Origin of the sequence: Veillonella magna DSM 19857 (genome assembly GCF_000428745.1) — a bacterium.
GTDB classification, from domain to species: Bacteria; Bacillota; Negativicutes; order Veillonellales; family Veillonellaceae; genus Veillonella_A; species Veillonella_A magna.
Genome location: NZ_KE386795.1, coordinates 397980 through 412625 on the forward strand (window position 1 = coordinate 397980; position 14646 = coordinate 412625).

A 14646-nucleotide genomic window follows, 5' to 3' on the forward strand; every position below is an offset into this window, starting at 1 on the left:
TCTCTACTACTTATTTACCAACGGAAGCCATAACTTCGGCAACGAAGTCATCGTTACGTTTTTCAAGGCCTTCGCCCAAGCCGTAACGAACAAAACGACGTACGTTGATGTTTTCACCGATTTTAGCAATGTTTTCATTGATTACGTCAGTGATGGTCTTGTCGCCGTCTTTAATGAAAACCTGTTCCAAAAGGCAATTTTCTTTATAGAATTTTTCAATGCGGCCGTTAACCATTTTTTCCAATACAGCAGCCGGTTTCGGTTTTCTACCGTTTTTAACGTCTTCTTCCGCTTCCTGTTTAGCCTGTTCCAAAAGAACTGCTTTTTCATGTTCGATTACTTCAGCCGGAACTTCTTCACGGTTCAAATAAGCCGGATTGGAAGCAGCAATCTGCATAGCAATATCCTTAGCCAAAGCCTGGAAATCATCAGTTTTAGCAACGAAGTCAGTTTCGCAGTTGATTTCTACGAGAACACCGATACGTCCGCCACCATGAATGTAAGATGTAACAACGCCTTCTGCAGCAATACGACCTGCCTTTTTAGCAGCAGCAGCCAAACCTTTTTCACGAAGAAGGTCAACCGCTTTATCGAGATCACCGTTAGTTTCTGTCAATGCTTTCTTGCAGTCCATCATACCTGCGCCAGTACGTTCACGTAATTCTTTTACCAATGCAGCAGTAATTGCCATGTTGTATATACCTCCCATACAGTAATTAAGGTAAGGACTTTGAGCCTTACCTTAATTTTATAGTGTATTACTCTTTTTATCAATCGTTAACGCTATTAAATTTATATTTTTTTAACAGCTTAAGTCCCACGATTTATCCTTGTAAGAAATGAATTAGAAACGACCGTCCTGAATCATTTCACGGGAATCGTCAACCATGTCGTTCAAAGCTTGTTCAGATGCTTTCTCAGCGTCAACCTGTTCGCCCTGACGACCTTCCAAGATAGCGTCGGCAATTTTAGAAGTCAACAACTTAACAGCGCGAATAGCGTCGTCGTTTGCCGGAATCGGGAAGTCGATTTCATCCGGATCGCAGTTGGTATCAACGGTAGCAACTACCGGAATACCTAACTTCTTAGCTTCAGCGATAGCAATACGTTCTTTCTTCGGATCGATTACGAACAATGCACCCGGGAGTTTCGGCATTTCTTTAATACCGCCGAGGTATTTTTCCAATTTTTCCATTTCATGACGAAGAACGATAACTTCTTTCTTCGGCAATACTTCAAACGTACCATCTTCAGCCATTTTTTCAAGCTGTTTCAAACGTTTTACGCGAGTTTCAATTGTTTTGTAGTTAGTAAGCATACCGCCCAACCAACGTTCGTTTACATAGAACATGTTGCAACGTTCTGCTTCTTCTTTAATAGATTCCTGCGCCTGTTTCTTAGTGCCTACGAAAAGTACGATTTCGCCGGACTGAGCTACTTCACGCATGAAGTCATATGCTTCTTCTACTTTTTTAACGGTTTTCTGAAGGTCGATGATATAAATACCATTACGTTCAGTGAAGATGTACTTAGCCATCTTAGGGTTCCATCTTCTAGTCTGGTGACCGAAGTGAACACCAGCTTCTAATAATTGTTTCATTGATACTACTGCCATGTTGGCACCTCCTGTTGTCTCCTCCGCAGCATCATCTTTCGACACATCCGACAAAAGCGGACACAGAATCGAAATCAGTCTACGTGCGTAATTTATCATACTCATGTAGTATATCATATCGATTAATGAGCTTGCAATACTAAAATTACTGAATTCTCTTACACAGCAAAAAAGTCAACCCCATTGTCAAGATCGACTTTATTTTATCTATAATTATTAACGTGCATCACCGGGAATGTGCAGATGCGTAGCGCCATTTAAATTTATCTGCGTGAAACCGATGTGATCGGCCGGACCGGCTACTAACGACAAACCACCAACTAATGCTACTGCTACTAACCATGCTGCTACTGTTTTCATGTTTCTTCTACCCTTTCCTACCGGCATCTCATCTTCGCAGACACTACCAACATCACTGTGTCCCATCAATACAACGAAATCTACGAAATGAATACCTCGTCATTCATTAGATTTATTAATCCTCTTATTTCAACATTGACTATTATAGGTATATAAGCTTTTCTTGTCAACTGTAAGTTTGTACATCCATTATTAACCTTTTTAATAACAGCTATAAAAGATTTCTTGATAGATGCTATATCAGTAATACACAAAAGAGCCTCTTCTGATGAAGAGGCTCTCACATTGTTCAGTAGAGTATGTTCTTATACAAAAAGACTTAACAATTCAACACCGATTAAACCACATACAGCAATAGCTGTTTCAACGGCACACCAAGTACGTACCGTTTGCTTAACCGTCAAACCAAAGAATTCCTTAAACAACCAGAAGCCTGGATCATTCGGAGGACTGAAGATAACACTGCCCGCACCGACAGCCAATACCATTAGTTCAGGGCTGACACCGGTCAACGGAATCAATGGAGCCACGATACCACCGGCTGTCAAGGCTGCCACGGTAGCAGAACCGACAGCAATACGAATTACCGAGGCAATTATCCATGCCAACGTAAGCGGTGACAAATTCGCACCCATTACCAAGCTTCCGATATAGGTACCTACACCGCTATCGATGAGCACTTGCTTCAAGGCACCGCCGGCACCTACGATAAAGAGAATCATAGCTACCGTCAAAATAGCCTTTTCCGACGTTTCCATGATTTCCTTCATAGTTTTGCCGCGAGCAAAACCAAAAGTATAGAATGCCACTGCGATAGAAATTGTCAACGCCACACTGGGATCACCGATAAAGTTAAGAATATGCGTAATCGGTGCATCCTTAGGAAGCTGCATCATTTTACCGATAGCACTGATAGCCATCAAGAATACCGGCGTCAATGCGGTAAGAATACTGCTGGTAAAGGACGGCATTTCTTCATCGGTAAATACTTTATCATTATGTAATCCTTCGGGAATGGACGTCTTAATATCCTTTACCGTGTTATACAGTAAAGGACCTGCAATGATAACCGTCGGAATTGCAATGATAATCCCGTAAATAAGAGTTTTACCGATATCAGCATTAAAGATAACCGATATAGCCGTCGGTCCCGGATGCGGCGGCAAGAATCCGTGAGTTACAGATAACGCCGCTGCCATCGGAATACCAACTTCCAAAAGAGGAATATCTGCCGATACGGCAATAGTAAATACCAATGGAATCAATAATACAAAGCCGATTTCGTAAAACAGAGCGATACCAACAATAAAACCGGTTAAACATACAGCCCATTTTACATTTTTACGGCCGAACATATTGATTAGCGTAGTGGCAATACGCTGCGCCCCACCGCTGTCAGCCATCAATTTACCGAGAATGGCACCGAAGCCTACAACGATGGTAAGACCGCCTAAGGTAGCTCCCAATCCTTTTTGAATCGTCGGGAAAATTTTATCTACCGGCAACCCTTCACCGAAGGCTAACAAAATACACACTAAAATAAGAGACAAGAAACTGTTCATCTTCACTTTCACAATGAGGAAGAACAGGAGAATAATACCTAAAGCCAAAATTATAAGAGGCATTGTGGGTACTCCTTTCAATTATAGTCTGCTAAACGGATGTTCCTGCTGGAACCTCACGAGACGGGCTAAATCGTCTTTCATCTGTGTGTACAAGGATTCATAAATACTGAACAATGTATCATATACATCCCGATTGGCTTGTTTCGGGGTATACACATCCTGAGGCTGAATAAGCTCAGCCGTATCGCGAATGCTCTTTAATGTACCATCGGAAATAAAACCGAGTACGGCAGCACCAAAAGAAGCTCCTTCACTGTTATTGGGAAGCGTAATATCTTCATTGAAAATATCCGCCATAATTTGTAACCATAATTCCGATTTTGTAAAGCTACCGCTAACCCGAATAGACTCTACGTTTTCAAAATCACGCAATGCTTGTAATACACAAAGCAAGCTATAACAAATGCCTTCCATCGTCGCACGAATCATGTAAGAACGACTATGATTCAAAGACAACCCGATAAAGGCACCCCGCAAATCAGAATTCCAATACGGTGCCCGTTCACCGGTAAAGAACGGCATCAACAGCAATCCGCCGGAACCGGCCGGTACATGGCGAGCCTTCATGGTCATCAAATCATAAGGATCCACATCAAGGTTTTCTATTTGCGAACCATGTAAATGCATGATTCGGTCACGAATCCAACGTAATATAATGCCTCCGTTGTTAATGGCACCGCCAGCTACCCACATGTCATCCGTCAAGTTATAGCACCAAGTGCGTCCTTCCTTATCCATACGCGGTTTTTCCGTCAACATACGGATAGCTCCGCTAGTTCCGATAGTACAGCTTAACTTCCCCGGCGATACCGCTCCGATTCCGACATTAACCAAAACTCCGTCCGTAGCGCCGATAACTACCGGTAATCCTTCCGGCAGCCCCAGCCGTTGCGCCGTATCCTTTATGAGTTTTGCACTGTATGTGGTTGATACAACCTTAGGCAACTGTGTTTCTTCAATACCGATATACGCTAAAATATCACAATCCCAGGCTTCTTCCAATTCATTATAAAGGCCGCTGCTGCTGGCCACGGACTTATCCGTTACCCACTCGCCGGTCATCAGCCGGAACATGTAGTCTTTGATAGAACCGATATGTGCCATCCGAGCAAATAAGTTGGGTCTGTTTTCCTTCATCCATACTAACTTTGCCAGTGGATAACATGCATGAAGCGGGCAGCCGGTACGGAAATAAAAATCTCGGCACCGCTCTTCCTGTTCCATCCGACGAACAATAGCCGCGCTTCGGCTATCTGCCCAAGTGATCATGTTTCCCAATAATTGATAGTCTCCGTCAAGCGGAATAAAACTATGCATAACGGTACTTAGAGCAATACCGGAAATGCTCACTAATTTATACTGTAATTCAGCTACCGTAGAGCGTACCACTTCCTCCACCGCATCATAAATTTGTTGCGGATTCTGTTCCGCCCAATCATATTGCGGTGTTTCCAACGGATAAAATGCTTCCGAAGAAGCTACCGCTTTACCGGTGGAAGTATAAGCCATGGCGCGTACACCGGTGGTCCCTACGTCTACGCCGATCCATACCGGCTCTTTTACTTGGTTTGTCACAGGAATTCCTCCCTTACAACGATTATCCTCAACAGTGTAACAACGAGAATCTCTTCATATTTATATAGTTATTATACGATAGGAAAATATATTTTTAAAATACGGAGATAGCATACCTGCTTACATAGCGAAAAGACTCATCTGTTCATCATCCGGCAAATCACCAAAGCATCCTAACTCAGCCATTGTATCCAATATGGATTGTGAAATTTTACAGCGGCGCTGTAAATCCTTAATCGAAGTAAACGGCCGCTTTTCTCTTTCCTCTACGATAACATCGGCTACCTTTTCCCCTAAACTGTCAATAGCGAGGAATGGTGGCAACAGCTTACCGTTGCGAATAGTAAAGCGTCGTGCTTCGGAATATTCCAGGTCAACCGTACTAAACGTAAAGCCGCGCTGTATCATTTCCATAGATACTTCGAGAGCTGTCATCATATCCTTATCCTTTTGCGTTGCCTTATAGTCCAATGCTTTCAAGCGATTGAACTCGGCTTTTTGCCCTGCCAAATCCTGTGTCATAATACGCACGTCAAACGCTTTGGCACGAATGGAAAAGTACGATGCATAAAAGGCCAAAGGATAATTGATTTTAAACCATGCAATGCGGAATGCCATCATAACATACGCCACGGCATGAGCACGTGGGAATAAATAAGAAATCTTTTTGCATGACTCAATAAACCATTCGGGAATATGCCCCTTCCGCATTTGGTCTTCATAATCCGTAATGGCTTCGCCTTGCTTATTTCTCTTTTCAATACCTCGTCCCTTTCGTACGTTTTCCATAATGGAGAAACACGTCAGCGGCGCTATATCCCGATGCATCAAATAGTTCATGATATCGTCACGTGTCGAAATAGCTTCATTCAATTGACAGGTTCCTTCTTTAATTAAGGTTTGTGCATTATCCAGCCATACATTGGTACCATGAGAAAATCCGGAAATTCGCACCAAGTCAGAGAAGCATTTCGGCTTGGAATCTTCCAGCATGCGCCGTACGAAGCCGGTACCGCATTCCGGCACCCCTAATGTAGCTACCTTATCACCCATTAACTGTTCCGGTGTTAACCCAATCGCCTTGGTCGACGAAAAGAGACTCAATGTTTCCGGATCATCGAACGGAATAGTTTGTACGTCAATACCGGTAATATCCTCCAACATACGAATAATTGTCGGATCATCATGGCCCAGTATGTCCAGTTTAGTCATGCGTCCTTCGATAGAGTGATAATCAAAATGGGTCGTGATAATACCGCTTTCCCTTTTATTCGCCGGATACTGCACCGGCGTAAAATGATGCACATCCATATCGCGAGGACATACCATGATACCGCCCGGATGCTGACCGGTTGTATTTTTTACTTTGGTGAAGCCCTTTGCCAGTTCCTCGAGGAAACCTTGTCGCACTTGAATTCCGTTAATCTCCGCATATTTACGAACATAACCGATAGCTGTTTTATCTGCGATTGTACCGATTGTACCGGCACGGAATACATTATCACGACCGAACAGTTCTTCCGTGTATTTATGAGCTCGCGGCTGATAGTCACCGGAGAAGTTAAGGTCGATATCAGGTACCTTGTCGCCTTCAAAACCCATAAAAATTGCAAACGGAATATCATGACCGTTCATTTCCAATTCGTTACCGCATTCTGGGCATTTTTTACGTGGCAGGTCAAATCCACCGGCATACTCACCTTTTAAGAAAAATTCACTATGCTTACATTTTGGACAAATATAATGCGGAGGCAACGGGTTTACTTCCGTAATATCCGCCATGGTCGCTACAAAGGAAGATCCCACCGATCCACGGGATCCAACCAGATAGCCGTCATCCAGTGATTTTTTTACCAACTTATGCGCAATGTAATACAACACCGCAAATCCATGTCCGATAATTCGCGTCAACTCATAATCCAAACGATCCGCCACTACCTGTGGTAACGGATCACCATAAATGCGTTTCGCCTTGCGGTAACACATGTTCGTCAGCTCTTCTTCGGCCCCTTCGATTTTCGGAGAATATGTACCGTCCGGAATTGGACGAATCGCTTCGATTTGATCGTTAATATACCGTGAATTGGTCACGACGACTTCATAAGCTTTTTCTTCTCCTAAATAGGCAAACTCCTTGAGCATCTCATCGGTGGTACGCAGATGAAGGTCCGGTTGATCCTTCGCATCCTTAAAGCCACTGGCTGTAAGCATGATTTCACGATAAATTTTATCTTCCGGATTCAAATAATGCACATCACAGGTAGCAACTACTTTTTTATTCAGTGCCTCACCCAATTCAACGATGGTCTTATTCATTTCCACCAAGGTTGCTTCATCGGGCACAATATTGTGACGCACTAAGAACATATTGTTACACAGTGGTTGGATTTCCAAATAATCGTAGAAGTCGGCAATTTCTAGCAACCGTTCCTTGGATTCACCGCGCACAATAGCTTGCATTAATTCGCCGGCTTCACAGGCCGATCCGATAATCAAACCTTCGCGATGCTCTTCAATAACAGCACGGGGCAAACGGGGACGCCGCTTGTAATAATTTAAGTGTGAAATCGTCACCAGTTTATACAAATTCCGTAATCCCACCATGTTCTTGGCTAGTAAGATAATATGATACCGCGTATCCGAGTCCTCGTCTTCAATCAGATACCCTTCGACGCCGTAAATAATCTTAACTCCTTTTTCTGCCGCAATGGCTTGTGCTTCCGGGAATGCCTGAACAACACCGTGATCCGTAATCGCCACCGCCGGATGTCCCCAATCTTTTATGGTGGAAATCAATTCCTTGACAACTACCAGCGCGTCCTTATCACTCATCTTAGTATGTAAGTGAAGCTCAACACGGGAATCCTCACGTTGTTCCGTACGCTTAGTATTTTTTTCTACAGCCTGCACGCTGCGTAAATCAAGAACATAATCTCGTTCAAAGCGATCATCGAAATCGACGTCGCCTTGTACGCGTACATGCTTAGCCCCCTTTAACGCTTTCATCAACTCATTGCCTTCCTCGGCAGAGTCCATAAATTTTTTAAAGCGAATACTGTTGGTCGTATCCACTACATTCCCGCTGATAATTGCCTTTCCCGTCTTGGTTTCTCGCATTTCAATTCCGTTGAGAACGCCTTCAAACACAAGACCGCGACCGCCATCATCAATACTCATAATGGATACAGGTTCTCCCGTAATCTTGGGACCTAACAGCATCCCCGGCTCTGTCACATCTCGTCTTCGACGTCCGCCACCCTTACGGGCTCCACCGTAAGCAGGCTTATCTGCCGGCAAGGGTTTCGCTTCCACATAATCGCATTCGACAGGCGTATTATCTAGTAATGTCATCGTCGCATCATCATCGGAAAAAGGAGCAAAGTCCGCATCATCATATTCTTCTATATAATCATAACTATCGGAAAAGTCGGGAATATCCTCTTCATCGTAGCCTCGTTGTGCTTTACGTCGTTCCTCCAGCTCTTCGATTAACTCACCTACGCCACAACCGCCGGCATAATAGTATTCCGTCATGGTGTGATCGTGAATTTCATCGGCCACCCAAGAGTAGCAACAGCTATCGGAGGACGATAACGGCACCGGCGCAAAGGATACACCTTTTTGGGTATACCACTTTTCTAATTTTTCTTGTAATGCATCAAGTGCCTGTAATTGTTTACCCGCTTCGGCCAATCGAATCTCAATGGATTTTTTATCAGCCTCAATAAGATAGGACGCTTTCATCTGTTTACGCGGTACTACATGATAACGTAATTTCATTGCTTAGAGCCCTTTCTTTTAATTAATGTATATTCAATGCCATACATCTGTTTATTCTACATGTATAGTTATTACTATACATGTATTACTATATATTTTTTATTACTACATATCCGCTTATTGCTGCATATCTGTCAACTACTCTATCCGTTAATTCTCGGATGTAGCCGGCTTCGTCGATTGTGCCTTAGGTTTTGCCGCCTCTTTTGGCTTTGTACCGCGAATAATAACAGTATCCACCGGATCATAGACGGACTCAAAGCGGTCTGTCTTAATCGAACCATCGGCTTTCGTTATATGGCGCAGCGTCATCATAGACATTCCGTTGTGCCCTTCCCTAATTTCATCCGTATCCTTGGTAGCATCCGTTTTTTCTATGGTTTTACGCATAATTGCCGTGCCTGCCGATGTTTCTACCGTCACCTGTTTCGGCTTATCCGCTTCCGTGCCGAACATGTAAATCACCAGACTATCACCTTCAGTAACAGCACGAATATATACGGGATGCGTATAAGGATTATGGAATACAAAATCCAAGTACCCATAGGCTACCGTTGCATCACGTCCGGCCGGTATATATCCTACCGGCTCAAAGTGTGGTGTGCGTTCATCAATAGTCATACCGCTGAGCAAGGCAGTATTAAATAAGGTAGAGCTTACCTGGCAAATACCGCCGCCGATGCCCGGAACAAGTTTGCCATCCATAAATACCGGCGCATCGTCATAACCGGCTTCTGCCGTGCGTTCACCTACCACATCATTAAAGGAAAATGTTTTTCCCGGGCCGAGGAGAACTCCGTTTATTTTATCCGTGGCTAATTGAATATTATGCGTTCTGTTTTCATCACCCGGATTAAACTGTGTGGTATATACGGCAAGTAAGGTCGTAATAGGCGCTATATCACTATCACCAATTTTAGGCTTTGCTTTTGTATCTATTACCAAAGGAAGCGTTTCTAGCTGACCGGCCCGTGCATTTTCTTTCAGTGCTGCCAAGGTTGCCTTTATGTCCAGGCGCTTGCCCGGTACGGCTTTATGATGGATAACTTTACCGCTTTCATAGGTAAGAAACGCATCTTTACCCGGCGCATCCAAACGATTACCTAACTCACGTAAAAAGCTTTCTCCGGTAGGTTCGTTAATTTCGTACACCAGATGATATCGTACCGGCGATAGCAATGCCTGCAAACGATGAGTAACATATGTCCAAAGATCTTGCTCATAGCCATATGCCATGATGGCTTCCACCGTGGCTTCGCGGTTGGCCCGAACACCGATATCCTTAGAAGATACGGTCTGCTTTTTATTGGTATCATCCACAATAACCAATGTAGTCGGTCCTGACTCGAACTGACGATCGATTTCCTCGCGCAATTCTTCCGGCGTATACCACGATACGTCCTTGGAATCCAGATATATTCCTTGTACAGCTCGCCCCGTAGGTGTGACGACCGCTGCAAAGGCCAAGCCGATAGCAGCCACGCAGGCAGCCGAAGCCATCAGTATCTTTCGTTTCATATCTTCTCCTCTTCCGATAAACAATAGGTTAAACATGCATCTCTTACCCGAATCAACTGTCCTTCCCCCATACGACCCAAGCGTATGATTTCGTATAACTGGCGCAGTAATCCGGCTAAGGCAGGAATAGTAACAGACCTTGCGGCGCTGTAAGCCAACTTAATCGGATAGGGCTTAACTGTAGAACCGTTATCCTTCATATACGCTACCGTCTCCGCTTCACTCATGCCGTAGGCCCGACATTCGCTTACCATCAACTGCAATCGCAACTGGCTTTCAATATAGGAAAGGGCTCTGTCTATTTCCTTATAGCTTAGCATAAAAGGAAACAACTCCATTAATACAGCCGCATTTTTTTGTAGTAATGCATCCTTGAAGGCAAATATATTTTTTGCTCCGTAATCGCTACTGTTTTCCCTTAAAAAGTCTTCGGTGATTTTCTTTGTCTTACCTAACTGCAAGAAATAGCGATCAAACTCGGTACGCAAAAAACTAACCGGTACATCCTGCCATAGCTCTAGCACATGCTGCAAGTACAGCATACCGTCCCGGGTTAAGGTATAGCCATTTTTTTTGCAATACGACGTAACCCAAGTAAGTAATTCTGGTCCTTTTAGCTTATGGCATTCTTCGTGGCGAATCGCTGCCAATAATGCCTTATTGGCTTGAATACGTTTATCTATACTTTCGTGATACATGAGTAGAACCGGCGACTCACCGTTATAGGTCAATAATGCATCGTACACCTGCTGCCATTCACCGAGAGATTGCTTGGCTGTTTTCTTTATAATCGGGGGATTGGCTATATACAGAACGGATACATCGCCAAAAAGAGATTGTTCATTCATCGCTTCACAAATAGAGCGCGGCGATGATTCGCTATCAAACATGCGCACAGTAAGCGTAGTATATGATGTTAAAAAAGCACCTTTTACTTCTTCCATACGCTGCGGCTCATCACCGTACACTAAAAGAACTTCGCTCACCGCAACCTCCTTGTATATCACAACTATCGTTCGCCATTGGCAGTTAACCTACTGTATATATTACAACTCTATATCCGGTATCCTCTCATGCCCTACGACATAAAGTCCGTCCAGTGCCGGATCAATTTCACGCAGCTTGCGCCCCGGCGGCCAATACACATACCCGTCACAGCGACTATCGTATCGCCTTAGCAAACCGTATTCATCGGCAGTTCCTATGATGCAAGGAATCCTGTCTCGGCCGTACCGATGCACGTACATCTCCGTAGGGTTTCCTTTTAATTGTAAAACCTTTTGGCCCTTTTGTCGATAACCGCTGCTTTGCGACAAGAAGAAAAAGCTTCGATGCAAACCGGTTACCTGTATAACTCCATTCGTTTCCATCGTGATGGGGATATATTCCTCATTGCCGGCAGTAACATAACTATAACGCCCCTTTTTCACGGCATCAAAAGAAAAAGGAATTCCGAAATAAGAAGCCAACGCATTAACCGCATAAACATTCTCCGCATTTACACCATCAATGACAAGACCACGTAACCGAGTGGCCCCATAATAATGTACGTCGCTTTCAAGTGTATGTATCAGCCGCGGCGATGGTACCCGTCCTCCCATATCACAATACAGCCACACATCGCGTCGACCCCAATGTGATTCTATCGCCAACCATGCCGGGTGGGCAGTCGGAATAACATGAATATATGTCGTGCCCGATGCTTCTACAAAAGGCCCGCAAAACAGTACTACTATTATACACAATAAGGCTCCTTTTTCATAGACCGGGGCCTTATCCTTTGTGCCCTCTTCTGCCCAATAGTAATAATAACGACACAGCGGATAGTACAATACCATCTGCCACCACGCCGGAGCGGCTATCCAGTACGTCATCAAAGGCAATCGTGCAATAGTATAGTTTATATATACAGCTATCCTTAACAAATAACCGACCATGTCCCATAAAAACGCAGGTGCATAGATAATGTTTAACAGAACAAGTATGACAATCCCGATAATGGCCAGATCCAATAGAGGTGCTACCAATATAGCTGCTACGAATGTCCCTATACCTACCATATGAAAATAATATAACTGTACCGGCCACATCAATACTTGTGCCGCCAAACAAAGCGCCAGCGGTATCGTCACTTTCGGCATCCCCCTGGGCATACGGCGGTACAACGGTTTCACGAGCAGTAAAATTCCATACGTTGCCCCAAAAGACAACTGAAAACTAACATCCAATAACAACATCGGTTGATACAGCAATAATATCGCTGCGCTTACGGCAATCGCTTGGCGACTGCTATACAGTGTTCCTCGAATAACACCGATGCCCATACAAATCCCCATGAGGGTGGCACGTATGACCGGTGGATTAAAACCTACCATGTAGCAATAGAGAATAGCTACAATAATCCCCGCATAGGTGGAGCGTTCCTTACCAATGCCTCCTATGGCTCCTATCCCATACACCATGGCAAAGAGAAGAGCAATATGAGATCCAGAAACAGATAAAATATGAATCATGCCTGTCAATGTAAAGGAGGTCATCACTGTAGACGACAACAAACTGTAACTACCGCCTAACACTAAAGTCTGTGCCAAAGCAGCTACGGACGCAGGCAAACGATTAGCAATCGCCTGTTTCACATAAGTGTGTATATTTCCTATATCTTGCATCAGCGCGTTCAATATATATTCATACCAAGGCGGCCGTATTTCTGCCGGTAAAGACGTACCCAAAGTTACCACTGCCGTTACAGTTCCATCATATATAGTACCGCGATAGAGGGACGCAATCATCCGCGCCCTTCGATCAATTTGACCATCCTCCATACCGCTACGACTGTGCAAGGGCGTGCCGTGTACCCATACATAGCTGCCCGGTAGTATAGATGACGCGTCATTTACGTACGCAATAATCTCTCCGTCGGCGTGTAGCAGTTCTTCGCCTACCATTTCTTTCTTAGCGTAAAGTCCCAATACATCACCGGTAAGCTTTATCGTTTCCGACGTACCACGGCGGATACGTTCCGGCATAGACGTGATATGCATAATATAGGTTCCCTCTTGCCCTTCAAAAAAGGTATCGCTTTCACTGTAAGTAGTAATTACCTGGGTAGTGCGCCCAAGCCCCAGCAGATATAAAGCAATACAAAGAATAGCTACACTGAAAATACGGTAAGGGTGTCCCTCCGATCGTTGCCACGCACGCCATAGCAGGAATAACGGATACCAAAGACAACTCATAAAAGCCGTCAGTAACGGAGAAAACTCATACACTCTGCCATAAACCGTAGCAATGCCCCAGGCCGGTAACAGCCACAACAGACTTCCCCATTCCGTGTAGGTAAGCAATCCTAAATCACGGCCGAAGCTCTGTATCATAGTAAGAAAAAAGTTAATTACCTTATACCGTGATTTTGGCTTTACACTTGTTGAAGAGCCCATTACCGATCCCCTTTACCTTTTTGATATCTTCGATACTCCCGAAATTTCCGTGCTCCGTACGATACTCAATAATGCGCTTGGCTATAGCCGGTCCAACACCGTTCAGTGTTTGTAATTCTTTATCGTCGGCAGTATTAATATTGATTTTTTGTTTTCGCAGCAGCACTTCCGGATTTCCTGTAAAGGAAAACGGCACATGAATATGTGTACCGTCCGGTATTTGCTCTGCTAAATTCAGTGTATCCGCCGCTGCATACGGTAAGAGTCCACCGCACGCTTTAATGGCATCACCTACATGAGGAACTCCGGGCAACTCATACAGCCCCGGTGATTCCACGGCACCCGTAACATATACCAATATGCCTTGCTGTTTCGCTTTGCTATAAATTGGCATTGCCTTAGAAGAGTCCTTAGAATCTGCCGTACCCATTTCTTTTTTCTCTGTCCCTTCCTTGGGTAATGCGCCCGACGATGCACCGCTGCGTGCAGTTTCTGTCATTTCATAATCAGCACTGCCTAGCTCTTTATTTATTTGTACCTCATTGTCTGCTATAATGGGGCGTAGAAGTAGGCATATGGCCAGTGCCGCCCCCATGCCTGCTAACCACTTTTTTCTTGTTGCGTTCATAGTATCGCCTCCTACATGAAAATGTTCTACAAGGATATTGAAACTCCTATATAACTTTTCTACTGGTGCTACTACGCACGCTCAGTGTTGGCAATTTATAATCAATAT

The 14646-nt window shown here is 44.3% G+C and carries 10 protein-coding genes; all 10 read right to left on the reverse strand.

From position 1 onward, the window contains the following. Positions 1 to 10: 10 nt before the first annotated feature. The 10 genes from tsf to G344_RS11575 all read right to left on the reverse strand — a co-directional run bounded on the left by tsf (position 11) and on the right by G344_RS11575 (position 14538). The gene (tsf, locus tag G344_RS0108775) at positions 11 to 691 is read right to left on the reverse strand and encodes a translation elongation factor Ts (protein ID WP_028255878.1); all 681 of its coding nucleotides are present in this window, start codon (positions 689 to 691) and stop codon (positions 11 to 13) included. A 153-nt stretch (positions 692 to 844) separates the two neighbouring features. After that, positions 845 to 1615 carry a 30S ribosomal protein S2 gene (rpsB, locus tag G344_RS0108780; protein WP_028255879.1) on the reverse strand — a complete coding sequence of 257 codons (771 nt, stop codon included), beginning with the start codon at positions 1613 to 1615 and terminating at the stop codon, positions 845 to 847. Positions 1616 to 1831: 216 nt separating this feature from the next. Next, complete coding sequence (locus G344_RS0108785) at positions 1832 to 1975, reverse strand: hypothetical protein (protein WP_156886175.1); 144 nt, start codon at positions 1973 to 1975, stop codon at positions 1832 to 1834. 305 nt (positions 1976 to 2280) lie between these two features. Continuing rightward, a complete protein-coding gene (locus tag G344_RS0108790; protein ID WP_028255881.1) occupies positions 2281 to 3600 on the reverse strand; it encodes a gluconate:H+ symporter in 1320 nt (439 codons plus the stop codon). Positions 3601 to 3618: 18 nt separating this feature from the next. After that, on the reverse strand, positions 3619 to 5175 hold the full coding sequence (locus G344_RS0108795) for a gluconokinase (protein ID WP_028255882.1): 1557 nt from the start codon (positions 5173 to 5175) through the stop codon (positions 3619 to 3621). A gap of 120 nt (positions 5176 to 5295) precedes the next feature. Beyond that, positions 5296 to 8955 carry a PolC-type DNA polymerase III gene (locus G344_RS0108800; protein ID WP_028255883.1) on the reverse strand — a complete coding sequence of 1220 codons (3660 nt, stop codon included), beginning with the start codon at positions 8953 to 8955 and terminating at the stop codon, positions 5296 to 5298. 150 nt (positions 8956 to 9105) lie between these two features. Then, on the reverse strand, positions 9106 to 10473 hold the full coding sequence (locus G344_RS0108805; RefSeq protein WP_028255884.1) for a VanW family protein: 1368 nt from the start codon (positions 10471 to 10473) through the stop codon (positions 9106 to 9108). Further along, positions 10470 to 11459, reverse strand: coding sequence for a DNA polymerase III subunit delta (gene holA / locus G344_RS0108810; RefSeq protein ID WP_028255885.1), 990 nt, complete (start codon positions 11457 to 11459; stop codon positions 10470 to 10472). The genes G344_RS0108805 and holA overlap by 4 nt, the downstream gene beginning before the upstream one ends. 60 nt (positions 11460 to 11519) lie before the next feature. Beyond that, on the reverse strand, positions 11520 to 13910 hold the full coding sequence (locus G344_RS0108815) for a ComEC/Rec2 family competence protein (RefSeq protein ID WP_028255886.1): 2391 nt from the start codon (positions 13908 to 13910) through the stop codon (positions 11520 to 11522). Beyond that, complete coding sequence (locus G344_RS11575) at positions 13870 to 14538, reverse strand: ComEA family DNA-binding protein (protein ID WP_051245889.1); 669 nt, start codon at positions 14536 to 14538, stop codon at positions 13870 to 13872. The genes G344_RS0108815 and G344_RS11575 overlap by 41 nt, the downstream gene beginning before the upstream one ends. Positions 14539 to 14646 lie beyond the last annotated feature (108 nt).